This is a genomic window from Neptuniibacter marinus, from assembly GCF_965223595.1.
Classification (GTDB): domain Bacteria; phylum Pseudomonadota; class Gammaproteobacteria; order Pseudomonadales; family Balneatricaceae; genus Neptuniibacter; species Neptuniibacter marinus.
Map to the genome: position 1 here is coordinate 848,516 of NZ_OZ245004.1, position 26,371 is coordinate 874,886.

The 26,371-nt window shown below is 43.8% G+C and carries 25 protein-coding genes; 16 read left to right on the forward strand and 9 right to left on the reverse strand.

Going from position 1 to position 26,371, the window contains the following annotated elements:
• The first annotated feature begins 42 nt into the window (after positions 1 to 42).
• The 4 genes from ACOQOE_RS03935 (at position 43) to ACOQOE_RS03950 (ending at position 2,867) form a co-directional block, all read left to right on the forward strand.
• Positions 43 to 435: an H-NS family nucleoid-associated regulatory protein gene (locus ACOQOE_RS03935; protein WP_067867760.1), complete on the forward strand. Its 393-nt coding sequence runs from the start codon at positions 43 to 45 to the stop codon at positions 433 to 435.
• Positions 436 to 598: 163 nt separating this feature from the next.
• Positions 599 to 1,429, forward strand: a complete 831-nt coding sequence (gene rluB / locus ACOQOE_RS03940) for a 23S rRNA pseudouridine(2605) synthase RluB (protein WP_420554934.1) — start codon at positions 599 to 601, stop codon at positions 1,427 to 1,429.
• Between the two features lie 86 nt (positions 1,430 to 1,515).
• A complete protein-coding gene (locus ACOQOE_RS03945) occupies positions 1,516 to 2,025 on the forward strand; it encodes a helix-turn-helix domain-containing protein (RefSeq protein WP_420554209.1) in 510 nt (169 codons plus the stop codon).
• On the forward strand, positions 2,025 to 2,867 hold the full coding sequence (locus tag ACOQOE_RS03950; protein ID WP_420555454.1) for an IS3 family transposase: 843 nt from the start codon (positions 2,025 to 2,027) through the stop codon (positions 2,865 to 2,867). Before ACOQOE_RS03945 ends, ACOQOE_RS03950 begins: the two co-directional genes overlap by 1 nt.
• A gap of 62 nt (positions 2,868 to 2,929) precedes the next feature.
• Here ACOQOE_RS03950 and ACOQOE_RS03955 read toward each other — a convergent pair whose 3' ends face one another.
• From ACOQOE_RS03955 to ubiG, 3 genes are read right to left on the reverse strand one after another with little or no spacing between them, the layout of a single operon-like run.
• Positions 2,930 to 3,670 (reverse strand): YciK family oxidoreductase, encoded by a 741-nt coding sequence (locus tag ACOQOE_RS03955; RefSeq protein WP_067867766.1) that lies wholly within the window; start codon positions 3,668 to 3,670, stop codon positions 2,930 to 2,932.
• A 16-nt stretch (positions 3,671 to 3,686) separates the two neighbouring features.
• Positions 3,687 to 4,370 carry an HAD-IA family hydrolase gene (locus ACOQOE_RS03960; protein WP_067867768.1) on the reverse strand — a complete coding sequence of 228 codons (684 nt, stop codon included), beginning with the start codon at positions 4,368 to 4,370 and terminating at the stop codon, positions 3,687 to 3,689.
• 15 nt (positions 4,371 to 4,385) lie between these two features.
• Positions 4,386 to 5,111 carry a bifunctional 2-polyprenyl-6-hydroxyphenol methylase/3-demethylubiquinol 3-O-methyltransferase UbiG gene (ubiG, locus tag ACOQOE_RS03965; RefSeq protein ID WP_420554935.1) on the reverse strand — a complete coding sequence of 242 codons (726 nt, stop codon included), beginning with the start codon at positions 5,109 to 5,111 and terminating at the stop codon, positions 4,386 to 4,388.
• A 205-nt stretch (positions 5,112 to 5,316) separates the two neighbouring features.
• Here ubiG and gyrA point away from each other — a divergent pair, with 205 nt between their 5' ends.
• The 12 genes from gyrA to ACOQOE_RS04025 all read left to right on the forward strand — a co-directional run bounded on the left by gyrA (position 5,317) and on the right by ACOQOE_RS04025 (position 18,981).
• Positions 5,317 to 7,944 (forward strand): DNA gyrase subunit A, encoded by a 2,628-nt coding sequence (gene gyrA, locus ACOQOE_RS03970; protein WP_067867774.1) that lies wholly within the window; start codon positions 5,317 to 5,319, stop codon positions 7,942 to 7,944.
• A gap of 103 nt (positions 7,945 to 8,047) precedes the next feature.
• The gene (serC, locus tag ACOQOE_RS03975) at positions 8,048 to 9,130 is read left to right on the forward strand and encodes a 3-phosphoserine/phosphohydroxythreonine transaminase (protein WP_420554936.1); all 1,083 of its coding nucleotides are present in this window, start codon (positions 8,048 to 8,050) and stop codon (positions 9,128 to 9,130) included.
• A gap of 26 nt (positions 9,131 to 9,156) precedes the next feature.
• The gene (gene pheA, locus ACOQOE_RS03980) at positions 9,157 to 10,248 is read left to right on the forward strand and encodes a prephenate dehydratase (protein ID WP_067867780.1); all 1,092 of its coding nucleotides are present in this window, start codon (positions 9,157 to 9,159) and stop codon (positions 10,246 to 10,248) included.
• Between the two features lie 44 nt (positions 10,249 to 10,292).
• Positions 10,293 to 11,396: a histidinol-phosphate transaminase gene (gene hisC / locus ACOQOE_RS03985; protein ID WP_067867783.1), complete on the forward strand. Its 1,104-nt coding sequence runs from the start codon at positions 10,293 to 10,295 to the stop codon at positions 11,394 to 11,396.
• Positions 11,393 to 13,609 carry a bifunctional prephenate dehydrogenase/3-phosphoshikimate 1-carboxyvinyltransferase gene (locus tag ACOQOE_RS03990; RefSeq protein WP_420554937.1) on the forward strand — a complete coding sequence of 739 codons (2,217 nt, stop codon included), beginning with the start codon at positions 11,393 to 11,395 and terminating at the stop codon, positions 13,607 to 13,609. Before hisC ends, ACOQOE_RS03990 begins: the two co-directional genes overlap by 4 nt.
• Entirely contained in the window at positions 13,609 to 14,295 is a 687-nt protein-coding gene (gene cmk / locus ACOQOE_RS03995; RefSeq protein WP_067867789.1) for a (d)CMP kinase, read from the forward strand. Before ACOQOE_RS03990 ends, cmk begins: the two co-directional genes overlap by 1 nt.
• 25 nt (positions 14,296 to 14,320) lie before the next feature.
• Positions 14,321 to 16,015 carry a 30S ribosomal protein S1 gene (rpsA, locus tag ACOQOE_RS04000; RefSeq protein WP_067867835.1) on the forward strand — a complete coding sequence of 565 codons (1,695 nt, stop codon included), beginning with the start codon at positions 14,321 to 14,323 and terminating at the stop codon, positions 16,013 to 16,015.
• Between the two features lie 41 nt (positions 16,016 to 16,056).
• Positions 16,057 to 16,347: an integration host factor subunit beta gene (locus ACOQOE_RS04005; RefSeq protein ID WP_067867838.1), complete on the forward strand. Its 291-nt coding sequence runs from the start codon at positions 16,057 to 16,059 to the stop codon at positions 16,345 to 16,347.
• A gap of 19 nt (positions 16,348 to 16,366) precedes the next feature.
• Positions 16,367 to 16,672, forward strand: coding sequence for a LapA family protein (locus tag ACOQOE_RS04010; protein ID WP_067867792.1), 306 nt, complete (start codon positions 16,367 to 16,369; stop codon positions 16,670 to 16,672).
• Positions 16,662 to 17,864, forward strand: a complete 1,203-nt coding sequence (lapB, locus tag ACOQOE_RS04015) for a lipopolysaccharide assembly protein LapB (RefSeq protein ID WP_420554938.1) — start codon at positions 16,662 to 16,664, stop codon at positions 17,862 to 17,864. The genes ACOQOE_RS04010 and lapB overlap by 11 nt, the downstream gene beginning before the upstream one ends.
• Before the next feature lie 18 nt (positions 17,865 to 17,882).
• On the forward strand, positions 17,883 to 18,593 hold the full coding sequence (pyrF, locus tag ACOQOE_RS04020; protein ID WP_420554939.1) for an orotidine-5'-phosphate decarboxylase: 711 nt from the start codon (positions 17,883 to 17,885) through the stop codon (positions 18,591 to 18,593).
• 73 nt (positions 18,594 to 18,666) lie between these two features.
• Complete coding sequence (locus ACOQOE_RS04025; protein WP_420554940.1) at positions 18,667 to 18,981, forward strand: ComEA family DNA-binding protein; 315 nt, start codon at positions 18,667 to 18,669, stop codon at positions 18,979 to 18,981.
• A 69-nt stretch (positions 18,982 to 19,050) separates the two neighbouring features.
• Here ACOQOE_RS04025 and ACOQOE_RS04030 read toward each other — a convergent pair whose 3' ends face one another.
• The 6 genes from ACOQOE_RS04030 to ACOQOE_RS04055 form a co-directional block, all read right to left on the reverse strand.
• Positions 19,051 to 19,956, reverse strand: coding sequence for an ROK family protein (locus ACOQOE_RS04030; protein WP_420554941.1), 906 nt, complete (start codon positions 19,954 to 19,956; stop codon positions 19,051 to 19,053).
• Between the two features lie 38 nt (positions 19,957 to 19,994).
• A complete protein-coding gene (locus ACOQOE_RS04035) occupies positions 19,995 to 20,885 on the reverse strand; it encodes an AEC family transporter (RefSeq protein ID WP_420554942.1) in 891 nt (296 codons plus the stop codon).
• Between the two features lie 54 nt (positions 20,886 to 20,939).
• Positions 20,940 to 21,428, reverse strand: a complete 489-nt coding sequence (locus ACOQOE_RS04040) for a universal stress protein (protein WP_067867802.1) — start codon at positions 21,426 to 21,428, stop codon at positions 20,940 to 20,942.
• Between the two features lie 26 nt (positions 21,429 to 21,454).
• Positions 21,455 to 24,328 (reverse strand): FAD-binding and (Fe-S)-binding domain-containing protein, encoded by a 2,874-nt coding sequence (locus tag ACOQOE_RS04045; RefSeq protein WP_420554943.1) that lies wholly within the window; start codon positions 24,326 to 24,328, stop codon positions 21,455 to 21,457.
• 94 nt (positions 24,329 to 24,422) lie between these two features.
• On the reverse strand, positions 24,423 to 25,805 hold the full coding sequence (locus ACOQOE_RS04050) for a TRAP transporter large permease (RefSeq protein WP_420554944.1): 1,383 nt from the start codon (positions 25,803 to 25,805) through the stop codon (positions 24,423 to 24,425).
• The gene (locus tag ACOQOE_RS04055; protein ID WP_067867810.1) at positions 25,805 to 26,332 is read right to left on the reverse strand and encodes a TRAP transporter small permease subunit; all 528 of its coding nucleotides are present in this window, start codon (positions 26,330 to 26,332) and stop codon (positions 25,805 to 25,807) included. The genes ACOQOE_RS04050 and ACOQOE_RS04055 overlap by 1 nt, the downstream gene beginning before the upstream one ends.
• Between the last annotated feature and the right edge of the window lie 39 nt (positions 26,333 to 26,371).

Genomic DNA, 26,371 nt, shown 5'->3' on the forward strand with positions numbered 1-26,371 from the left:
AAGATAATTACTCTGTGTTATTTAATTCGATGAGTAGTAGAGATGTCTGATTTTTTAAAAATATTAACGCGTAAAAATTCTCTTCGTAAGCAGTGTCAGGAATTAAGTGTTGCTGAACTAGAAAAAGTAATTTCAGATTTAACTGTTATTGCTGATGATCGTCGTGAAGAAGAAGCAGCGATTCAGGCAGCTGAGCAGGAAAAACTTGAGAAGATTGAAGCAATTCGCCAAAGCATGTTAGATGCGGGTGTGGATATGAATGATCTTATGGGTATGATTGGTGATGTTGCGGCACCGAAAAAGAAGGTTCAACCAAAATATCGTGTTGTAGATGATGCAGGTGTTGAACATGAATGGTCTGGGCGAGGTCGTACACCATTGGCTTTTCAGGCTTATTTTGAAAAAGGATTTACTAAAGACGATTGCTTAATTTAATTATCTTGCGGTGGTCTTTATAATTAAGAGCCCTTTCCTCTGCTGAAAGGGCTTTTTTGTTAGTTATTCTTTCTGTTTTTTATTATAAATAATTACTTTTATTTTAAAATGCATATTTGTAATGCTGTTTGTAAGTATTTAAATAAATTCTTAGGTGCGTCATATGTCAGATGAAAAAATACATAAAGTTTTGGCGCGCTCCGGTATAGGCTCACGTCGTGAGATGGAGCGTTGGATTAAAGACGGGCGAATATCCGTTAATAATCAAGTTGCTACTTTGGGAGATCGCATTGCTGAAGGTGATGTGGTGTCTGTAGATGGAACAATTGTTAACCTTATTTTTGATAAGCAGGCTGAGCGCAGGGTGTTGGTATATAACAAGCCTGTGGGTGAGATCTGCACGCGACATGATCCTGAAGATCGTCCGACAGTGTTTGATCACCTACCGCCTCTTAAGGAGGGGCGTTGGATCGCTATTGGTCGTTTAGATATCAATACATCCGGTCTTCTGTTATTTACGACAGATGGTGAATTAGCGAATGCGCTAATGCATCCCTCAGCTCAAATTGATCGTGAATATGCTGTACGTGTTTTGGGAAGTGTTGATGATGCTCTTTTAAAGCGCTTAACTGATGGTGTTTTGCTGGAAGATGGAATGGCGCGTTTTACTGATGTGCAGTTCTTTGATGGTGAAGGGGCTAACAAGTGGTACCACTGCGTGGTTATGGAAGGTAAGAACCGCGAAGTACGTCGCCTTTGGGAGTCGCAAGAGGTTCAAGTTAGTCGCTTGAAGCGTGTGCGTTTTGGGCCGATCTTTCTGCCGAGTGATGTTAGAGCTGGAACGTGGAAAATGATGGAAGATAAAGAGGTTAAGTCTTTATCTCAGATGTTAGAGTTGAAACCAAGACGTGGCGCTAAGATGTCCGTGGTGGAAAAACAGAAATTTGACCGACGTTATAAGAAGCAGCGTGCAAGAAGACAAGAAGGCGATTAACTTTAATTAGCTTATTCTTATACTATAAAAAAAGCAGCCTAATGAAGTGACCCCCAATAGTTGGACAACCAACTCTGGGGGTTTTTATGGCAAAGTACAGCAGAGCATTTAAAATTGCTGCAGCTAAACAATACCTTAACGGTACATCTTCCCTATCATTGGGAGCTGAACTAAACGTTCCCGCTTCTCTGATTCGTTACTGGACTCAGGTTTACCGGTTTCATGGTGAGACCGCTTTTCAACCTCCCATCTCCCCTTATTGCGCACAAGATAAACTTCGCATGCTTAATAAAATGTGGGCAGAACAATGGTCTTTAGGTTATACAAGCGCATACTACAATCTCGTATCCCCTGGTACTCTCTATGTTTGGCAGCGCCGCTATAGGTCTTCAGGCATAAAGGGATTAGAACCCAGTAAACGCGGAAAAACGTTTATGACACAACAGTCGTCACCCCCTCAGTCCTCAAAAATTAGTGAGATGACGCCCGAGGAAATGCAAAAAGAGCTTGAATACCTTAGAGCGGAGAACGCTGTTCTAAAAAAGTTAGATGCCTTGTACCTGAAAAAACAATCTCAAACCAAGAGAAAGCGTTAATCGTTCAGGAACTCAAGGCGACATTTAAGCTGACGCTTCTTTTGAAAGCGTGTGAGTTATCACGCAGTGTCTTTTACTATCAGTGTCAGGCGCTGCAGAAGCCTGATAATTACGCTCGAGAGAAAGTAGTGATTCGTCAAATTTTTGATGAACACAAGGGACGTTATGGCTACCGACGGATTCTATTGGCATTACGGGCTTTCGATATATGGTTAAATCATAAGACGGTACTGCGTCTGATGACGGCGCTGAAATTAAAGTCGATCGTTCGTCCTAAGCGCTATCAGTCCTATAAAGGCGATATAGGAAAAGGAGCACCACATGTACTGCAGCGTAATTTTGATGCGCAGAAGCCTAATGAGAAATGGGTAACGGATGTCACAGAATTTAATGTTAAAGGCCAAAAGATTTATCTGTCTCCAATCATTGATCTGTTTAATCGGGAAGTAGTGACGTATAGGACAGCAAAGTCTGCACGTTTACCGTTAGTTACAGATATGCTTGAGGAGGCCGTTGAGGGGCTTAAAGAGTGTGAGTGTCCGATATTTCACAGCGATCAGGGTTGGCAGTATCGAAATCCACTGACTCAGAAAATTCTTTCTGAGAGAGGTCTTACACAGAGTATGTCAAGAAAAGGGAACTGTTTGGATAATGCGGCCGCCGAAAGCTTTTTCGCCGTACTCAAAACAGAGATGTATCATCAACAAGAGTTTAAGAATGCAGACGACCTGATAAATCAGATCGACGAGTACATCGAGTATTACAATACAAAACGTATTAAAGTAAAACTAAAAGGCCTGACTCCGGTTGAATACCGCAAGCAGGCCTTATTAACAGCCTAATAAAAAAGTGTCCAACTTTATGGGGTCACTTCACTAAGCTGCTTTTTTTATAGCTACTGTAATCATTGAGCATCCAGCGACTGGCCATTTACTTCAATGCTGTCTGCACCCATTAGGTATAAATATAAAGGCATAATCTCTTCGGGTGATTTAACGGTGGAAGGGTTTTCTGCAGGGTAGGCATCTGCGCGCATTTGAGTGCGTGTTGCTCCAGGATTAATGCAGTTTGTCCTGATTTTACTTACCGCTTCTAATTCATCGGCTAATGTTTGCATTAAGCCCTCTGTGGCAAACTTTGATATACCATAGGCGCCCCAGTAAGCTTTGGCTTTTCTGCCAACGCTAGATGATGTGAAGACAATGGATGCATTATCTGATTGCTCTAGGAGAGGCATCAATATTTGCGTCATCATAAAGGGTGCATTTAGATTGACTTGCATAACTTGTTGCCAGATCACGGGGTCGTAGCTTTCGATAGGCGTACGTACACCTAATAAGCTTGCATTGTGGAGTATGCCATCAAGGCGGCCAAACTCCTGTACTAGCGTGTTGGTAAGTTCAATGTAGTCATGTTCTTGTGCACTTTCTAGATTGAGGGGTACTAAAGCGGGTTGAGGGTGTCCTGCGGCTTCGATCTCATCATACACCTGCTCAAGCTTTTCCAGTGTGCGACCCAGTAAAATCACTGTTGCGCCATGCGCTGCAAATGTTTTTGCTGCAACACGGCCGATGCCTGCACCGGCGCCTGTTACCAAAATAATACGGTCTTGTAGGAGGTTATCCGGTGCTTGGTACTCAAACATAGTTTTGATCCTAATATTAGCTGTCTAAATCAATATAGATTGATTGTAGCAGGGGCTTGAGTTTAGTTGCACAGGAAATGTAGTGATCAGCTTGCCATTTATAAGGATCTTCGTCCGCATTAAGGTAGCCATAAGTGGCACCAATCGTTGTCATCCCTGCACGATTTCCCGCTTCAATATCGCGTATATGATCGCCAACGTAAATACTGCTCTCTGCGGGACAGTTGATTTCACTGCAGGCGAGGAATAGCGCTTCTGGGTCAGGTTTCTTGTTTTTTACATGATCGGGGCAGATTACAGTGCTTGCCCGTTTTGATAACCCAAGTCCCTGCATAAGGGGGGTGGTATAGAGCTCAGGTTTGTTGGTGACAATGCCCCAAGGTATGTTTTTTTCCTCTAGCCATGTCAGACATTCATCAAGGCCGTCGAATAACTGGCTATCTGTATCTAAGTGGTTTAGATAAATTTCCAGCATTCGTTGGTGTAGATGATCAAATACGTGGTCATCTGTATCTAAATTAAATGCCGCCCCAACCATCGCTCGTGCGCCGTTAGAGACGTAATGCCTTATATAGTCATAGCTGACGGGATCTTTGTTCTCTTCGCGTAGGAGTTGATTGATTACCCAATGAAAGTCCGGGGCTGTATCAATTAAAGTGCCATCAAGATCGAATAGAACGGATGCCGGTCGTGTGCTCATATATGTAGAAGGCTCTTAGGCTGGCTTAGTGGTTGCAATCATATAGTTTACATCCACATCGGTTGGATGAAGGCTGTATGTTTTTGTTAGAGGGTTGTAGGTCATGCCGCACATCTCTGTGCTTTGCAGGCCGCTTTCCCTAATCCATGAGCCTAGTTCTGATGGGCGAATAAACTTCTTGAAGTCATGGGTTCCATCAGGCACTAGTTTTAATAGTTTTTCTGCCCCTAGAATCGCAAATAGATAACTTTTTGGATTGCGATTAAGTGTGGAGAAGAAAAGTGTACCACCGGGTTTGCAGAGTTTTGCGCAGGCGTTAACGATGGAGGAAGGGTCTGGTACATGTTCGAGCATCTCCATGCAGGTCACAACGTCAAAAGATTCGGGCTGTTCTTCAGCGAGATCTTCAACAGTTATCTGCTTGTAGCTAACATCTACGCCACTCTCTAAACCATGTAACTTAGCGATTTTTAGGGGGGCGGCTCCCATATCTATGCCTGTGACATGGGCACCTCGTTGTGCCATTGATTCGGATAGTATGCCGCCGCCGCAGCCCACATCTAATACTTTCTTCTCAGCAATTCGGGCTATACGGTCGATAAAACCAACCCGTAATGGGTTAATATCATGTAGCGGTTTGAATTCGCTGTTACGGTCCCACCATTTGTTTGCCAGTTCTTCGAACTTGGCAATCTCTTCAGGATCAATGTTTTGCTGAGACGTATTATTTGACTGAGTCATGGCATTCTTTCGTTCGTGAATTTTCCCTTATTCTAGCACTCCTCAAGGCTTCAGAAATAGTCAAAGCAATAAATGCTTAGGTTCTAATATTTAATTATATAACCTCTTATTTTTTCAGGATTCATTTGTGGAAAATATGATATACTCCTGCGGTTAAAAATATCCGCGGAAACCTTCCGTTGCGAGAGTGATTCAAGGATAGGGAATGGGCGATCAAGTCAAAGAAATTCTGCCAGTTAACATCGAAGATGAACTGAAGCAGTCATACCTAGATTACGCAATGAGCGTAATTGTAGGCCGTGCGTTACCAGACGCAAGAGACGGTCTTAAACCAGTGCACCGTCGTGTTCTATTTGCTATGAACGAACTCGGCAATGACTGGAATAAGGCATATAAAAAGTCAGCGCGTGTGGTCGGCGATGTAATCGGTAAATATCACCCCCATGGCGATAGTGCGGTTTACGATACTATCGTACGTATGGCGCAGAGCTTTTCTATGCGCTATCCCCTTGTGGATGGACAAGGTAACTTCGGTTCTATTGATGGCGATTCCGCTGCGGCGATGCGTTATACCGAAATCCGCATGGATAAAATAGCTCATGAGCTATTAGCTGACCTTGAAAAAGAAACCGTCGACTTTGTTGATAACTATGACGGTACCGAAAAAATTCCAGTCGTTGTGCCTACGCGTATCCCGAACCTGCTTGTTAATGGCTCATCGGGTATTGCTGTTGGTATGGCGACTAATATTCCACCGCATAACTTGTCGGAGGTTGTTCGTGGTTGTATCGCATTAATAGAAAATGGCGATTTAACAACCGATGAACTAATGGAATATATTCCTGGTCCCGATTTTCCTACGGGTGGCATCATTAATGGTCGTGCGGGCATTTTACAAGCTTATCGCACGGGGCGTGGACGCATATATGTCCGTGCTAAGTATCATGTTGAAGAAGATGAAAAGAACGGTAAGCCGTCTCTTATTATCACCGAGATCCCTTATCAGCTAAACAAAGCGCGTTTGATCGAAAAAATAGCTGAGTTAGTAAAAGAGAAGAGGATCGAAGGGATTACTGAGCTGCGTGACGAGTCTGATAAAGATGGTATGCGTATTGTTATTGAATTACGACGTAGTGAAGTACCTGAAGTCGTTATTAATAACTTGTTTGCTCAGACTCAAATGGAGTCGGTGTTTGGTATCAATATGGTGGCCTTGGTTGATGGTCAACCGCGTATATTGGATCTTAAAACAGCGCTTGAATGCTTTGTGCGTCATCGCCGTGAGGTGGTTACACGTCGTACGGTTTACCTACTAAGAAAAGCCCGTGAACGCGGTCATTTGTTAGAAGGTTTGGCCGTTGCATTGGCGAATATCGATCCGGTTATTGAATTGATCAAGAAGTCACCTACACCGGCAGAAGCTAAAGAGGCGTTAATTTCAGCGGCTTGGGCGCCGGGTGATGTTATTCAGATGCTTGAGCGCGCAGGCGAAGATGCTTGCCGCCCAGATGACTTGGAAGAGCAGTATGGCTTGCGTGATGGGCATTATCATTTGTCACCAGCTCAAGCACAGGCAATCCTAGAGCTACGTCTACACCGTTTGACCGGTTTAGAGCATGACAAGCTGATTGCTGAATATAAAGAATTACTCGATAAGATCGCTGAATTGCTGCTTATCTTAGGCTCCCATGAGCGTTTGATGGAAGTGATTCGCGAAGAGCTTGAAGCCGTACTTGAAGAATATGGCGATGAGCGTCGTACTGAGATTACCGCTTCACGTAAAGATCTAACTATTGCTGATCTAATCACTGAAGAAGATATGGTTGTGACTATATCCCATGGTGGTTATGCGAAAACTCAGCCATTGACTGATTACCAGTCACAGCGCCGTGGTGGTAAAGGTAAATCAGCTGCAGCTATTAAAGATGAAGATTTTATCGAACATCTATTGATAGCAAACACTCATGACACCATTCTTTGCTTTACCGACCGTGGCAAAGTGTATTGGTTGCGTGTTTTTGAGATTCCAGTTGCTAGTCGTACCGCTCGTGGCCGCCCAATTGTGAATATATTGCCATTGGATGAAGGTGAACGTGTAAGTACGATCTTGCCGGTAGGCGCTTATGACGAAGATAAATTTATCTTTATGGCGACAGCCTCCGGCACGGTTAAGAAAACAGCACTGACTAATTTCGCACGTCCTCGTTCAAGCGGTCTAATCGCTTTAGATCTGTTAGATGACGATCATCTAATCGGTGCAGCGATCACTGACGGTTCCAATGACATCATGTTAATGACAAGTGCGGGCAAGAGTATGCGCTTTAATGAAGATGATGTTCGTCCTATGGGCCGTACGGCGCGTGGTGTACGTGGTGTAAGAATGGGCGATGGCGTTGAAGTTATCTCGTTAATTATTCCACAGGAAGGTGGCAAGATACTGACGGCTTCAGAAAACGGCTTTGGTAAGAAGACAGCGATAGATGACTTCCCAGTGAAAGGTCGTGGTGGTCAAGGCGTGATTGCGCAGCAGTGTTCTGATCGTAACGGTCAGTTGGCAGGTGCAGTTCAAGTCTTTGCTGGTGACGATGTGATGTTGATCAGTGATCGCGGTACTTTGGTACGTACCGGTGGTGATGGAATATCTGAGCTAGGACGAAACACTCAAGGGGTTACATTGATCCGTGTAAATACGGATGAGCGACTTGTGAGTGTTGCACGTATAGAAGAACCGAATGAGGAAGAGCTCAGCGAAGGGGAGGTTTCTGACGAATCGCCAGATAGCCCAGCTGATCTACAGCCGGATGCGGAAAATCACTCAGATGATAGTGAGTAATTTATCCAATCAAGTGCGGCTTTAAGTCGCACTTTTTATATAGCACCCTTTTTGTTGCGCCTATTAATAGCAGCAAGAAATATTGGTATAAGAGAAACGATCGATGACGCGCAAGTTTAATTTCAGTGCAGGACCTGCAGGTTTACCCGAAGAAGTGCTAGCACAAGCACAGCAAGAGTTGTTGGATTGGCACGGCAAGGGACTCTCTATTATGGAGATGAGTCACCGCAGCGACGAGTTTGTATCGGTGGCGGAACAAGCGGAGCAAGATCTGCGTGATCTTATGGGTATTAGTTCTGCATACAAAGTGTTATTTCTGCAAGGTGGCGCGACGTCACAATTCTCAATGATTCCGATGAATTTATTGAGAGGCAAAAGCAGCGCCGATTATATCAATACCGGTATCTGGTCGAAAAAAGCGATTAAAGAAGCGGCGCGTTACTGTGATGTTTCTATCGCAGCTAGCAGTGAAGGAAACGGTAATGTTGCCGTTCCTACCCAAGCAGAGCTTAATCTTAATCCTGAAGCGGCTTACCTTCACTACACGCCAAATGAAACTATTGGTGGGTTGGAGTATGACTATATTCCGGAATCTGGCGATGTTCCCCTTGTTGCTGACCTATCTTCAACAATCTTATCCCGTCAATTAGATGTAGATAAGTTTGGTTTGATCTATGCCGGTGCACAGAAAAATATCGGCCCTGCTGGTTTGACGGTTGTTATTGTTCGAGAAGATCTTCTCGGTGAGGTAGTTGCGGGTACGCCTACCATGTTCGATTACAAAGTACATGCGGATGCTGATTCCATGTGCAATACACCGCCAACCTTTGGTTGGTACCTTGCCGGTTTGGTCTTTAAATGGCTTAAAGAGCAAGGTGGTGTTGCTGCGATTGAAAAAGCAAACCAGCGTAAGCAAGCTAAATTATATGCGGCTATTGATGGAAGCGATTTTTATGCTAACCCGATGGCTGTCGCTAACCGCTCATGGATGAATGTACCTTTTACGTTAGCGGATGATAGCTTAGATGCACTGTTTTTAGCACAAGCAGAAGAAGCGGGTTTATTAAACCTTAAAGGTCATCGTTCTGTGGGTGGTATGCGTGCAAGTATTTATAACGCAGTACCTGAAGCCGCCGTCGACGCGCTTATTAGCTTTATGCAACAGTTTGAAAAACAACACGCCTAAGATCATCACAGAATAAGTAGAAGAGTATGAGCGAACAGGAAAAAGAGCTACGCATCCTTCGTGACCAAATTGACAGCATTGATGGGCAACTCCATGAGTTACTTAACAATCGTGCTCGTTGTGCGCAACGTGTTGCGGAAGTTAAGCAAAAATATCAGGGGGATGTGAGTCCTGTTTTCTATCGTCCTGAACGTGAAGCCCAAGTGTTGCGCGCGGTGATGGAGCGTAATGAAGGCCCTTTGGCTGATAAAGAGGTTGCGCGGCTATTTCGTGAAATTATGTCGGTATGTCTTGCATTGGAAGAACCGATGCGGGTCGCATTTCTCGGACCTGAAGGTACATTTACGCAGCTTGCGGCCATGAAACACTTTGGCCATTCTGCACGTAACCTTCCCATGCAGTCACTGAAAGATGTTTTCCGCGAAGTTCAGTCAGGTGCTGCTCATTATGGTGTTGTACCGATTGAAAACTCAACGGAAGGTGTTGTTAGCCATACTTTAGATCTGTTTAAGCAGTTTGATCTTAAAATTTGTGGTGAAGTTGAAGTGCCCGTTCATCTTCATCTGTTGCTAAATCGCGGCGACAGTCTTGATGGAATCAAAAAGATTTACTCCCATCAGCAATCTTTAGCCCAGAGCCGGTGTTGGCTAGATGTACGCTACCCAGATATTGAAAAAATTGCGGTGAGCTCTAATGCCGAAGCAGCGCGTTTAGCTGCTAACGAAGGTAAGGGAGCCGCCGCTATTGCCGGAGACATGGCCGCAGATCTTTATGATTTAGAGTCCGCGGTTAAAAATATTGAAGATCAAATAGATAACTCTACACGCTTCCTGATTATCGGCGATCAATATGTTGGTCCTAGCGGCGATGACAAAACATCGATACTGATCTCGGTGCCTGATACGCCGGGGGCGTTATATCAGCTGCTGGAGCCTTTTCACCGTTATGGTGTGAGTTTGACGCGCGTAGAAACGCGCTCGGCCTCTAAAAACTCTTTGTTTTATATAGACTTTATCGGCCATAGTGCAGATCCCGTTGTACAGAATGCTTTGCAAGCTCTAATAGAAACCAGCATCGAACTTAAAGTACTAGGGTCTTATCCCAGTGCAGTGCTTTAGCGAGTTATGATGAGTCAATATATGATGTTTTTGGTCGATATATTATGAGTTGCGATTTTATCTCCTTGGCCTGCCCAAGTGTGCAGGATCTTGTACCTTATCAACCAGGCAAACCAGCTGAAGAACTCGAACGTGAACTGGGTTTGATTGATGTAATTAAGCTGGCAAGTAATGAAAATCCGATGGGGCCGTCACCGCGTGTAATTGATGCGATTAAGCAACACCTGCCAGATATTTCTCTCTACCCTGATGGCGGGGGTTATAGATTAAAAAAAGCACTTTCAGAAAAATTTTCTGTCCCAGTAGAAAAGCTGACTTTAGGTAATGGTTCCAATGACGTTATAGACCTAATTGGCCGTGCTTACCTCAATGTAGGCGATGAAGTTATTTATTCTGAATTTAGTTTTGTTGCTTATTCTATTGTAGCGCAAGCCGTTGGAGCGACTGCGGTTATAACGCCAGCTAAAGATTGGGGTCATGATCTAGACGCTATGCTGGCAGCTATTAGTGATCGAACGCGGATGATTTTTATTGCGAATCCTAATAACCCTACAGGGACATGGGTGACGCGCGCACAGTTGAACGCATTTTTAGATCAAGTGCCAGAGCATGTTTTAGTTGTACTGGATGAAGCTTATACAGAATATGTTGATCAAGCTGAATTCCCTAATGGATTATTGCTAATTGATGCTTATCCAAATTTAATTGTAACGCGCACCTTCTCTAAAGCTTATGGTTTAGCGGGATTACGAGTGGGCTTTGCGGTTTCTAATGGCTCAGTTGCTAATGTTTTAAGTCGAGTTCGCCAACCTTTTAATGTAAATAGTTTGGCGCTGGTGGCTGCCGAAGCTGCTTTAATGGATGATGCTTATATCGAACAAGGTGTGGCCCTAAATAAACAGGGAATGGCATTGTATGAAAAAGAATTAACAGCCTTGGGGCTTAGTTATATTCCTTCTGTAGGTAACTTTATCACCGTGGATTTTACGGTTGATGCTCAGCCTATCTATCAGGCTATGTTAGCGGAGGGCGTCATCGTTAGACCGATTGCCAGTTATACAATGCCTCAGCATCTACGTATCAGTATAGGTTTGCAGGAAGAAAATGAGCGCTGTTTAAATGTGCTAAATCGAGTAATGAACCCTTGAGTATAAGTATTAATAAAACCTTAGTTATCGGTTTAGGTTTGATCGGTGGATCTTTAGCAAAAGTGCTGAGAGCAAACCGTCAATGTGGCCAAGTCATTGGTTACGACCGTGACGATGCTGAAGTAAAAATAGGCATAGAGACCGGCGTAATTGATGTAGCAGCGGAAAGTTTAGCTGATGCTGCATCACAAGCTGATTTAATTATATTGGCCGTCCCTGTTAAAGCGATGGAAAAAGTGCTGGTGGATATAGCACCTTTTATTGCAGAAGATACATTAATAACGGATGTAGGTAGCACTAAAGGTAATGTGGTTGCTGCTGCAAACCGAGTGTTTACTAAAATGCCTGTAGGCTTTGTGCCTGGACATCCGATCGCAGGATCTGAGAAAAGCGGCGTGAAAGCAGCCGATGAAACACTTTTTATCAATCACAAAGTTATTCTTACACCTTTAGCAGAATCTTCATCTAAGGCTGTTACCCTGCTGACTCAAATGTGGGAATCCACAGGAGCTGAGGTGTTGGTGATGGATGTTGATAAACATGATGAAGTGTTAGCGGCAACAAGTCACCTTCCGCATATGCTAGCGTTTTCATTAGTGGATACGTTAGCGCAAGAACAAGATAACAATACAGATATATTTCGTTACGCTGCAGGCGGTTTTCGCGATTTTACCCGTATAGCGGGTAGCGACCCAACCATGTGGCACGATATCTGTTTGGCAAATAAACATGCTTTGCTTGCTCAGTTAGACCGGTATACGGTGGGTTTAGCAAAGTTGAGGGCTGCAATAGAGTGCGGTGACAGCGAATCAATGCTGGGCACCTTTACTCGAGCAAGAGCAGCGAGAGAACATTTTTCTAAAATCCTTTCGGGTACAGCATATTCACAGCATATGAGTAATCTACAAGTAACCTTTCGCGCCCAGCCTGGCGGTAGCGTAAATGGAAAAATTAGAGTTCCAGGTGACAAGTCCATCTCCCATCGATCTATTATGTTGGGTTCTTTAGCTGATGGTGTAACGAAAGTCAGTGGTTTCTTAGAGGGTGAGGATAGTCTTGCGACCCTTCAAGCTTTCCGCGACATGGGGGTTGTTATTGAAGGCCCTGATGAAGGTAAGGTAACCATCTACGGGGTGGGGATTAATGGTTTGCAGGCACCTCCAGGGCCGTTGTATGTGGGTAACTCCGGCACCTCTATGCGATTGTTATCCGGCCTTTTAGCTGCGCAAGCATTTGATACGGAACTGAGTGGTGATGAATCATTGACTAAACGCCCCATGGGACGTGTGGCCGATCCTTTGCGTTTAATGGGAGCAGAGATTGAGACGGCAGAAAATGGCCGTCCACCGCTTAAAATTAAAGGCGGTAAAGCACTCAAAGGTATTCATTATGATATGCCAATGGCGAGTGCTCAGGTTAAGTCTTGTCTGTTGTTGGCCGGTATTTATGCTGAAGGTGAAACTTCAATTACTGAGCCTGCGCCTACGCGCGATCATACTGAGCGTATGTTGACTGGTTTCGGTTATTCCGTCGAGCAGGGCGGTTCAACGGTTAAAGTTAAACCCGGCGGGCATTTACAGGCAACTCATATTGACGTGCCTGCAGACATCTCTTCAGCAACCTTCTTCTTAGTTGCTGCGGCGATCTGTCCGGATTCGGATCTGACGATAGCGCATGTAGGTATCAATCCAACCCGTATCGGTATCATCAATATATTGCGTTTGATGGGTGCGGATTTAACGTTATTGAACGAGCGAGAAGTGGGCGGAGAGCCTGTCGCTGATATTAGGGTACGTTATGCTCCTCTTAAGGGGATTCATGTGCCTGAAGATCAAGTGCCACTGGCAATTGATGAGTTTCCAGCGATTTTTATTGCTGCGGCTTGTGCGGAAGGTACAACGACAGTGACCGGTGCGGAAGAGCTTAGAGTGAAAGAGAGCGATCGTATTCAGGCTATGGTTGATGGTTTGAAAACCTTAGGTGCTGATATTGAAGGCACGCCTGATGGCGCCATTATCAAGGGTAGCAGCTTAGCTGGTGGTGTGGTTGAAAGCCATGACGATCATCGTATAGCTATGGCTTTTACTGTGGCCTCACTTAGAGCAACGGGTGAAATAAGGATTAATGATTGCGCCAATGTGGCGACTTCATTCCCAGGGTTTGTGGAGTTAGCGCAATCTGTGGGAATTAAGGTTGAAAAGGAGGAGGGGTGATGTCTCATCGACAAGTCCCTGTCATTACCGTTGATGGTCCAAGCGGATCAGGTAAAGGAACTATCTGCCAGCTATTGGCGCGAGAATTAGGTTGGGAGCTGCTGGATAGTGGTGCTCTTTATCGTTTGGTTGGTTTAGCTGCTCGTCATCATGGCGTTGAAGTTAATAATGAAGAAGCGTTAGTTGTATTAGCTGCGCATCTGGATGTTCAATTTATCGCACGAGATGATAATAGTGTACAGATTGTTTTAGAGGGTGAAGAGGTTACGGATGCGATTCGTACTGAAGTGGTAGGTAAAGACGCTTCTATAATCGCAGCGATTCCCGCAGTACGTGATGCTTTATTGGAGCGGCAACGTGCTTTTGCTGAATTACCAGGCTTGATTGCTGATGGTCGAGATATGGGGACGGTTGTTTTCCCTGATGCAGCTTTGAAAATATATCTGGATGCCAGTGCCGAAGAGCGCGCGTCTCGCCGGTACAATCAGTTGATAAACAAAGGGCTCGATGCTAGTCTTCAAGCTATATTAGAGGATATTCAAGCACGAGATGATCGTGATATGAATCGTGCTGTTGCTCCTCTTAAGCCTGCGGCAGACGCTGTAATTCTGGATACGACGACAATGTCGATCGAGGAAGTTCTGGCCGCTGTAATGGATGATGCGAGGCATAAAGGGCTTCGCTAACGATCGAATGCGGGATGAAATGGATATGAGCGAGAGCTTTGCTGAGCTATTTGAAGAGAGTCTTCAAGAGTTAGAAATGGCGCCTGGGGCTATAGTCACAGGTACAGTAATTGCTATTGAGGATGACTTTGTCATTGTCAACGCAGGGCTCAAATCTGAAGGTGTCATCCCGCGTAATCAATTTTTGGATGACAGTGGTAAACTGAGTGTTGAGATAGGCTCTGAAGTTAAAGTCGCCTTAGAGTCGATGGAAGATGGGTTTGGTGCAACTCAGCTTTCTCGAGAGAAAGCGAAACGTGCTGAAATCTGGCTTGAGCTTGAAAAGTCTTTCGAAAATGATGAGATCGTCCATGGTCGTATTACAGGCAAAGTTAGAGGTGGTTTCACTGTAGATGTCAACACGATTCATGCTTTTCTGCCCGGTTCGTTAGTAGATGTTCGTCCGTTAAGAGATACAAGTCATCTAGAATCCCAAGAGCTCGAATTTAAACTCGTTAAGCTTGATGTGAAACGAAACAATATTGTTGTTTCTCGTCGAGCAGTTCTTGAAGCGGCTTACAATATTGAGCGTGAAAAGTTACTTGCAAACATGGAAGAAGGGCAAGTCATTAAAGGTATTGTTAAAAACATTACTGATTATGGCGCTTTTATTGATTTAGGCGGAATCGACGGCCTATTACATATTACCGATATCGCTTGGAAGCGTGTTAGACATCCAAGTGAAACATTGACGGTTGGCCAAGAACTCGATGTTAAAGTCCTTCGCTTTGATAAAGAGAAAAGTCGTGTATCTCTTGGTTTAAAGCAGCTGACAGACGATCCGTGGACACAATTGATTTCCAATTATACGGTTGGAGCTCAAGTAAAAGCGCGCGTTACCAATCTGACCGATTACGGTTGTTTTGCTGAAATTGAAAATGGTATCGAAGGACTTATTCATGTTTCAGAGATGGATTGGACAAATAAAAATGTTCATCCATCAAAAATGGTTCAGGTTGGAGACGAAGTCGATGTGATGTTATTAGACATCGATAAAGAGAAGCGCCGTATATCACTGGGCATGAAGCAGTGTAAGAAAAGCCCTTGGTTAGCCTTCTCTGAAACCTATGCTAAAGGTGATCGCCTTAGCGGAAAAATTCGTTCTATTACCGATTTTGGTATATTTATCGGTCTTGATGGTGGTATTGATGGTCTTGTCCATCTTTCTGACATTACATGGGATGAAAACGATAAAGATGCAGTTAAGAGGTACAAGAAAGGGGATGAGGTTGAAGCCGTGGTTCTTTCGGTCGATTCTGAAAGAGAGCGGATTGCCTTGGGGATTAAGCAGTTAGATTCAGATCCTTTTAGAGATTTTACTGCAGATAAAGCAAAAGGCGCCGTTATTAAGGGCAAGGTTTCAGAAATAACAGATAAAGCCTTAGTGGTTACTTTAGCTGATGGAATCAACGCCGCAGTAAAAATTGCTGAAGTTTCCAGAGACAGAATTGAAAACCTCAATGATCACTACAAAGTGGGTGATGAGGTTGAAGCATTAATTACTAATATCGATAGTCGAAACCGTGTTATAGCGCTTTCGATTAAACAGTTAGAAATAAAGCAAGAAAAGAAAGCGCTAGATAACGTTAGTCAGCAAACTGAAACTCGGATATCTGGTCCGACTACAATTGGTGACTTGATCAAAGCACAGATGAATAAAGTCGACTCAGACCCAGAGTGAATTCCGGTTTACGAGAAGATCAAAGGATCGAGGAATATGATATGACTAAATCTGAACTGATAGAAATCCTTGTGGATCGCCATGATCAATTGTCAGTAAAAGATATTGAGCTGTCTGTAAAAACAATGCTTGATCATATGACAGAATCTTTGTCTCAGGGTGATCGCATTGAAATAAGAGGCTTTGGAAGTTTTTCACTGCATTATCGTGCACCAAGAACAGGGCGTAACCCTAAAACGGGTGAATCTGTATCACTGGACGCAAAGTATGTCCCGCACTTTAAGCCAGGTAAGGAGCTTAGAGAGCAAGTAAATGATTCAATTCAAAAATAGTTACTGAGGTTGTTTGACCGTGCGTTTTTTAAAAACCATAGTTTTTGTGTTGCTCTGTTTGGCTGTTCTGCTTATTGGGATTATGTTTACTATCCACAATACGGAAAAAGTTGTAATTGATTTGGTCTTTTTCCAACTGCCAGAAGCCAGCTTGTCGCTGTGGTTAATTGCTACATTTTTGATGGGTGGTTTTATAGGCATAATGTTAAGCGTAATGACTGTTTGGATGTTAAAAACCCGATTAGGTTCCGCTCGCCGTAAAATTGCAACGACTCAGAAAGAGCTAGATCAGCTGAGAGTTTCTAACCTAAAAGATGTCGTTTAATTTAGATACTCTAATTGGCAACTACCTTTTTATAATCCCGTTAGTTGTTGCCATCGCTATTGGCTGGTTTCTTGGTAGAAGAGAGCGCAGAAGTAAAGTCTCATGTCCGCAAACTAGCCTAAGTAGCGAATATTTTACTGGGCTGGATTACCTACTGAATGAAAAAGTGGATGAAGCTATTGAGAGCTTCATCCGTGCTCTTGAAATCAATTCAGATACAATTCCTGCGCATCTCTCCCTCGCTAAGTTATTTCGTCGTAAAGGTGATGTGGATCGTGCTATTCAGATCCATCAGAAGCTACTAGCGCGTCCAGATTTAACGCGATCAGATTTTATGCGTATTCAGATGGCGCTAGCGCGTGATTATTATGCGGTAGGGTTGTTAGATAGGGCAGAAAACTTATTGGAAGAGATCATAAAATCGGGCTCGTCTAAAAGTATTCAACATAATGCCCTACGTTTAGTGATAAAGCTCTATGAGAAAGAGGGCGAATGGGAGCAAGCGCTGAAAGCGGCGCAAAAGCTTGATCCAGAAGAAAGGCGAAGTATTTCCACTGAGTTAGCTCACTATTGCTGTGAATTAGCAGAGCAGGCTATTACAGAGAGAAAACAGGCTTTATCGATCAGTTACTTAAAACGGGCAGAACAGTTTGAAACGGGTAATGTTCGGGTCTGTTTTATGCAAGCTCGTGTAGCAATGGCTGCAGGCCAATGGAAAGTAGCTATCAAGCAACTGAAATCAATCTCCAAGCTAGATAAACTTTTTGTTTCTGAGGCTATTCCGCTTTTAAGTGAATGTTACAGCCACGTAAATGGACAGCGTGAATATACAGAATACTTACGCACCTGTTTAGCTCAAGCTCCTTCAACTACTGTGATTATTGCCTTGGCGGAGCAGATACGTGCTGATCGGGGTATCTATGCTGCAGGTAGCTTTATTACTGAAGAATTAAAACGCCGCCCCTCTATAAAAGGGTTTAATAGTTTAATCGATCTTCATATAGAATACGGTTCTGAAAGTGCAAGGGATAGTCTAACTGTTCTGCGCGGTTTAACCGGTCAACTGGAACTCTCCAAGCCTGTGTACCGATGTAACAGTTGTGGTTTTTCAGGACGTTCACTGCTGTGGCAGTGTCCATCTTGTAAGAGTTGGGGGACAACCAAGCCGATTCAAGGGCTTGAAGGCGAATAACAAATTTAGAGAATACATATGTCAGTAGATAAAAAACGAGTGATCGTTGCGTTAGATTATCCAAATCAACAGCAAGCCTTAGCTATGGCAAAACAGCTTGATCCTCAGCGCTGTCGAGTCAAAGTAGGTAAAGAGCTGTTTACGCGTTGCGGCCCTGCTATTGTTGAAGCACTTCAGACGCAAGGCTTTGAAGTCTTTTTAGATCTTAAGTTTCATGATATTCCAAATACCACAGCCAAAGCGCTTAGAGCGGCGGCAGAGTTAGGTGTTTGGATGGTTAATGTACATGCTTCTGGTGGTCGCAAGATGATGGAAGCTGCCAGAAATGAGCTTGAGCAGGTTAATGGCAGCAATACGCTGTTGATCGCAGTAACTGTTTTGACCAGTATGGAACGTACTGATCTGCAGGAAATCGGGCTAGATATTGATCCGTTAGAGCAGGTAAAACGGTTGGCGTCTTTGACGGAAAAAAGTGGTTTGCATGGCGTGGTTTGTTCTGCTCAAGAAGTACAGCCATTACGCCAAATTATAAGCTCAGATTTTAAATTAGTGACACCAGGGATTAGGCCTGCGGATGCGGAGATAGGCGATCAAAAGCGCATCATGACGCCTTCAAACGCTATTCAAGCGGGAAGTGACTATCTAGTCATAGGACGGCCTATCACTAAGGCTGAATCCCCTATAGAGTCTTTGGCGCGTATAGATGCAGAATTAACACCGTTGATTTAAGCCGTTAAGCAAGCTATAAATAAGGTCTGACTAAGGATAGTCAGACTAATATCGAACTAAAAAGGATTTTACAATGAAATACACTACTCTGAAGAACTCAGTTTTGGGCTCTATTCGTACGCTATTTATAGCCGCCATCTGTACCCTCTCTTTTTCAGTTTTTGCTGCCCCCGTTGATATTAATACAGCTTCGGCAGAGCAAATATCTGAGTCGCTGGTAGGTGTGGGTCCAGCAAAAGCTCAAGCGATTATTGCTTACCGTACAGCTAATGGACCATTTCTGACAGCGGATCAATTGAGCGAAGTGAAAGGGATTGGACCGGCGACAGTAGAGAAAAATCGCGCTTCGATTCTAGTCTCTAAGCCTGAAAATAAGGCGAAGAAATAGCTTTTGTGCCTGCGAATAAGTTCAGTGTGGTGATACATAAAAAGACCATAGTGCATTTGTTCGCAGGCGTTATAGCCAAGCAGCGCCACGTACACCGCTAGAGTCGCCATATTTAGCTTTCACTATGGGGGTTAACGCTTTAGTTGGGATTGTACTAGCCGAGAATATATATTTTATTAATCGGTCAGGGACTTGTTCATAGATCTCATCGATATTCGAAAGCCCACCACCAAGTACGATCACCTCAGGATCAAGAATATTTATAATGGAAGCTAAGGCTTTACTTAGCTGCTCTAAATATAGATTACAGTAGTTTTGGCTCTCTATATCCCCATGCCTTGCTTGTTCCCATATTTGGGTAGTACTGAGTTTTGAATTAGCTGGGAAATGAGATGAAAACCCAGGTCCAGATAGAAAGGTTTCAATACAATCTTGTTTACCGCAGTAACAAATGCGCTCTGGATAATCAGAGTTGTCTAGCCACGGAAGAGGGTTGTGCCCCCACTCGCCACATATCCTATTGGGGCCACTGAGAAGATTCTTATTGATAACAATACCTGCACCTACTCCAGTGCCTAAGATAATACCAAAAACACTTTTGTAGCCTGCGGCACCTCCATCAATAGCTTCAGAAAGTGCAAAGCAATCGGCATCGTTGGCGATATGAATTGGGCGATTTAGTCGTTCTTCTAAATCAGTATCTAATCTTTTATCAATAAGACAGGTTGAGTTGGCGTTTTTGATTAGCCCCGTTGTAGGTGAGAGAGTGCCAGGTATACCAATACCTATATGCTCAGCTCTTTTTTTACAGGCCTGCTCTGCAGTGTTAACTAACATAGTGATGCTATTTAAGGTCGCGTGGTAATCACCTTGAGGTGTTTGAGTGCGCTGGCGGAATAAGGTTTCCCCCTGTTCGCTAATAGCGATGGCCTCTATTTTCGTCCCGCCTAGATCAATCCCAATTTTTATACTCATAACACGTTTTTTATCGGATGCTGTTCATCAGATAGATCTTATAGCACAAAGGCCAGCGTTAATGGTAGAAAGAGCAAACTGCCGATATTGCCTATGAGTACAATGGATGCGACCTGTTCAGGCTCCTGATTGTAGCGTTCGGCGATCATGTAGTTGAGTACCGCCGGAGGGAGCGCGCCAAATACAACTAAATAAGCAAACTGCTCACTGTTAAGTTGCATAAAATATTGGCAGGCTAAGGCTAATAAAATGCCGCTGGCGGGACATAAAATGGCGCTATAAGTCCCTATTCTCCAGTTTTTTAGGTCGACGCTTGTCATGCGAACACCTAATGCAAATAGCATCAGTGGGATCGCAATCTGACCTAACATTTCGATAAACGTTGCAGCCGCTTGAGGAACAGGTAAATCAAAACCACTCCAGACTAAGCCAAGAATCGTGGCTGCAATCATTGGCATCTTTAGCAAGCTGATTAAGCGAGTTTTGTGATCTAAGATGTAGATGCCCACCGTAAAATGCAGCAGGTTTTCCACTAGGAAAAGGACTACAGCGGCGGAGAGAGCATCTTCCCCAAACGCAAGTACCATCAGTGGTATACCTAAATTGCCACTATTACTAAACATATTTGGCGGGATAAAGGTTTTGGGGTGAACCCCTAATAACTTACAGAAAGGGAATAGCAAAATACCGGAGCCAATGACAATGATAGCCGCACAGATAGCGAGATCTTGGAATTGGACTAAATCAAAGGATTCTGCAGAGAGTACAGAGAAAATTAGCGCTGGTACAAATACATCGATATTGACCTGATTAGCTGTGGTCATATCAATTTTATAGCGTCGAGCATAGTAAAACCCCACAGTGACAATCGCCACTAGTGGGAAAACGGTTAGAAATATCCGCTCAAGTAAAAGACTTTGTGTATCCACTGTACTGCTTCCTTCTTAAATATCACTAAGCCTTTTACAGAGCTTTGATGTGCCTTATTCGAAATTTTTACCCGTCGGTACAACCATTACAGGTACTTTGGCGTTACGAATAACTTGCTGGCTGGTATTGCTGTGATGGCCAAAGCGGTTTTCAGCCCCTAAGATAATCATGTCAGCATTGACGGCCGTAGCTGCTTTGACAATTGCATCAGCTTGATTGCCTTCTGCAACTTTGTGCTCAACATCTAATACGACCGGTTCTTCTAAACTCTGTAACTCGTCAATAAAGAACTTTTCTACACGGGCTTTCATGGTTTCATGTATTGCTTCGATTCCTTCATCATGCATTTTCTTGATAACGTCTTCAGTTACATAATGTTGAATCAGAGCGTGGCCCATTTCACCCATAGGTTCAACGACGTGTAGCATAATGATCTTTGCATTGTTGAGATTTGCTTGTTTAACCGCCTGGCGAAAAATTGGACGAGTATGTTTGCCTAAAGAGGTCGCGTAAAGAATCGTATCAATTTGTGGGAGTGCCATCTTCTATATCCTCTATTAAAAGCAGATTATAACGGTTGAACCGAGATCTGTGAGTTTTCGGGATTACTATTATCGTTTACCTGTTTTGGTTGGCTGCAACGATCAAGTAAATAAACAATAGATTTGTAATCAATTCCACTGTGATGGGTTAAGCCAATTTCACAGGTACGGCTAGTTGAATAGCCAGTCGAACATGTTTTTACTTGGTCTTTTAACGTCCGTAAGGACGAGGCGTTTAATTCTGGTGTACTAAAGCCCTTATCACCAGCAAAGCCACAACAAGTGATCTGATCAGGAATCACTACATTGCTTGAGCACTTATTGATAATACGTTTAATCTTGTCAGCTTGTCCCATACGTGTAGCACTACAGGTGATATGCAAAGCAATCTGTTCAGCTGTTGGAGTGACGACTAAGCGATCCAATACAAACTGATCGATAAAGTCGATGCTATCATAGAGCTTAATTTTAGCATCCATATTTTCTTGTAAACGAAGGCTGCAAGGACTTGTGTCAGAATACACAGGAATTCTACCTTGATCAGTACATTCCAATAAAAAGCGTTCGGTCTCATTAGCTTTGTAATCTGCTGCTTCGAACATGCCTTTTGATTGGAAGGGCATACCACAGCATAGATTATCAAGACCTTTAGGGATAATGACTTGGAATCCTGCTTTCCTTAAAAGTTGAAGCGTTTTATCTGCTAGCGGGGTTTGATCTTCTTCACCGCGGGATGGCGCCATAGTACGACTTGCACAGCTCGGTAAATAGACAACCTCAGGACCTGTTTCATTAGCTTTTGGTTGGTATGCCTTCACTTTAGGTGCCGCTTTTGGCATGGAAGGTGTCCACTGCTGAACAAGGCCGCCTGTTATTTTACGTGCGCCACCTGTAACTGCACTCATGGCCTTAGTGCCTATTACTCCGTGCGTTATATCTGCGATTTTAAAAGTAGCACGTGTAGCTGTTGTTAACCCGCCATAGTGTTTAGCTAACCATTGGGCAAGTTGGGTATGATTCTCGTTTTTACGGCTGCGAATAGAGCGGGTAAGATCGCCTGTATTGATGCCAACAGGGCAAGTTGTTGAGCATAAACCGCAAGCTGCACAGGTATCAGTTCCTTGATACTGATACTCTTTTCTTAAAGTTGCCAGCCGTTCAGGATCATCCCCGCTTTTCTCTAAACGAGCAATCTCGCGCCACAGTACTATACGTTGACGTGGTGTTAACGTTAATGCGCGGGATGGGCAGGTAGGCTCACAAAAACCACACTCTATACACTTATCCACAAGTTCATCGGCAGCGGGTAAAGATTTCAAATTCTCTAAATGAACATGATTGTTTTTATTAAGAATAACGCCAGGGTTTAAGATGCTACGAGGATCGAAGAGTTCTTTTAACTCCCACATAAGTCGGTAAGCATCTGCACCCCATTCCATCTCTACATAAGGGGCCATATTACGGCCTGTACCATGCTCAGCTTTAAGTGACCCGTTGTATTTATGTACAACAAGTTTGCATACTTCGTCCATTAACCCGTCATAGCGATCGATCTCATCTTGGGTATCAAAGGACTGGGTAAACACGAAATGTAAATTACCTTCTAAGGCATGACCAAAGATCAGTGCTTCACTATAGTTCCACTTAATAAACAGTTGGTGTAGATCATGAACCGCATCAGCAAGTTGCTCAACGGGGAAGGCTACATCCTCAATAATAACGGTTGTGCCGGTAAGTCTAACGGCGCCCACCGCTGGGAATAAGCCTTTACGTATTGCCCAAAACTGCGCATTAACTGCAGGGTCTGTTGAAAACTCAATAGGCTTAGTTGTTTCCAAGCTAGAGATTGATTCACTGATTTCAGTTACTTGCTGCTGAAGTGTGTCAGCATCTGCTGCGCGGGTTTCAACTAAAAGGGCCGCTGCGTCATTAGGAAGCTCTTTGATAAAAGGTGGCATTCCTGCTTTATTTTCTATAGATCGAAGGCCGGCACGATCCATCAGCTCTACAGCTGAAACGGGTGTTTTCTTGAGTATAGCTACAGCTTCGCAAGTCGTACGTACGGTATTGAAGAAGATGAGCGCAGTGGCTTTATTTTCATGCTCATCCACTGTGTTGTAAGTGATGTTTGAGATAAAGCCCAATGTCCCCTCTGAACCTATCATCAGGTGTTGCAATATATCAATGGGATCTTCGTAATCAACTAATGAATTTAAGGCATAACCTGTCGTATTTTTTAAACGATACTTATGCTCAATACGCTCGCGTAACTCATCATTGGTACGTGTTTGTTGGGCTAAACAATCCAGAGAATCTAGTAGCACATGATGTGAACGGCGAAAACTTTTGATACTTTCTTGGTCAGCAGTATCGAGAACAGAACCATCGGCCAGAACTAAACGCATACTGTTTAGAGTGCGATAGCTATTTTGGGCGGTGCCGCAGCACATACCGCTGGCATTGTTCGCCGCGATACCACCTATTTTAGCGGTGTTGATTGAAGCAGGATCAGGACCGATCTTTTTATTGAGAGGCGCCAAGTATTTATTGGCATTGCCACCAATAACACCCGGTTGAAGTTTGATGGTGCAGCCATCATCGCTGATCTCATAGTTATCCCAGCCATCGCCTAGTTGAACCAGTACGGAATCAGTAATCGCTTGGCCGGATAGACTTGTTCCTGCTGCGCGGAAGGTGACAGGGATGGTGTGCCGATCAGCTAGCTTTACTATTTTAATGATCTCTTCTTCATCACTAGCACGCACGACAATCTGCGGAATTAAACGATAGAAACTAGCATCCGTGCCATAGGCTAGGGTGCGAAGAGGGTCTGTAATCAGGCGCGTATCGGGGATAAACTTCCGAAGTGCATTATAGAAATCCTGATGGCCCTGTTGCATTGTTCATACCTCACTTACTTATGAAGAAAAAAGAGTCTTATTTAAAAAAAGGGGCTCGCTATATCGTTTAAATATAGAGCCCCAGCGCTACTCGTTAGTTATAGGCGATGGTCGGTAACCACAGCACCAGTTGAGGCCAGAAAACCAACACTAATAGGGCAACTAACTGAATGCAGATAAACGGGATCACCCCTTTATAAATATCAGTAATTTTTATATTCGGAGGGCAAACGCCTTTTAAATAGAAGAGGGCGAACCCAACGGGAGGGGTTAAGAACGATGTTTGCAAGGCCATGGCGACGAGCATGACAAACCAAACTAGTTCTGGGTTATCTATGCCCGGTGCTGATATATCGAGCCCGAGAGCTGAGATTACAGGGGCTAATAAGGGCAAGATGATAAGAGTGATCTCAATCCAGTCCAAGAAGAAGCCAAGTAAAAAGATAACACCAAGAATAAAGAAGATAATCCCATAAGGACCAAAAGGCAGGCCGGTTAGGAAGGATTCGATCATCTCGTCGCCGCCTAACTCACGAAGTACAAGAGCGAAACAAGTTGCACCGATAAAAATGGCAAAGATATATGCCGTTGTATTCATTGTGCCGCCAATTACCTCTTTAAGCACAGGAATACTAAAGCGTCTGTTATATATAGCGAGTAACGTAGCGCCAAATGCACCCACACCGGAGGCTTCTGTCGGGGTTGCAATACCCGCAAAGATGGAGCCGAGTACTACGACAATTAAAGCGACTGTAGGCAATACATCTTTTAATACATTGAAAATAATTGCGGGGGTAACGGGTTTAGCATCATCCGGTACAGGCAGGTCTTCAGGTCTTAACTTGCCGCGAATTAAAATGTAGAGGATATAGAACATACCTAGCATAAGGCCGGGAAACACCGCACCCATAAATAGGTCGCCGACCGACAAACCTAATTGATCGGCCATAATTACCAGCATGATACTTGGTGGAATCAAAATACCTAAAGTACCAGCTGAGGCAATTGTGCCTAAAGCGAGAGGCATGTTATAGCCTTGCTTTATCATAGCGGGTAATGACATTACAGCGAGAAGTACGACTGAGGCTCCAATAATACCGGTAGAGGCGGCTAGAATAATACCAATTGCTGTCACGGTAATAGCTAAACCACCATGTACACGTCCAAATAGCTCCTGCATAGACTTCATCAGGCGTTCGGCGATACCTGATTTATCCAGCATTATCCCCATAAATATAAACATGGGGAGTGCGACCAATATCCAGTTTTCCATAATGGTCCATAAGCGATTCACCACCAGTCCAAGGGTGGTGTAATCTAGACCGGTCATAGTATCTAGATTGTTATCTGCAAATTGGCCTAAAAAAGCGAAAGCAATACCTATACCGCCTAAAACCCAGGCAACAGGTATGCCTGTGAAGAGTAGAGCGATGAAAGATAGGAACATCGCGATAACGAGAATCTCATTCGCATCCATCAGTCGTCACCTTTAATTAATAAAGTAATATCTCGAATAAAACGCGAGATAACGGCTAGCCCAAGTAGTCCAAAGCTTAGTGGGATGACGCTTTTTATTAACCAGCGCCATGGTAAGCCAGAAGAAGCTTCTGAGGATTCATTAACACGCCATGCTTCGGCAACAAAATCTAGACTATGTAGAAAAATGACAATAATGAACGGCAGCACAAGCGTAACAATGCTCACTACTTCGATAATGCGTTTTGTGCGAACACGTAAGCGTGCATAAAACAGGTCTACGCGAATATGGGAATTTGTTGTTTGGGCATAAGATAATCCAAACATTACGCCAATAGAATAGAGATGCCATTGCAGCTCTTCTAAAGCGATTAAGCCGCTAGAAAAACCTTTGCGTAAAGTAACTTGGAGTATGATGACCAATACTAGAAGGACATAAGTCCAAGCAATAGTTTGACCTATTCGCTGAATGAATTTATCAATTGCATCAGCGAGTGGTACTCGGGGCAGTGTATCGTTTTCAGTCACTGAAACGTACCTTTTTTGTTCATCATCAAGTCTATGTCG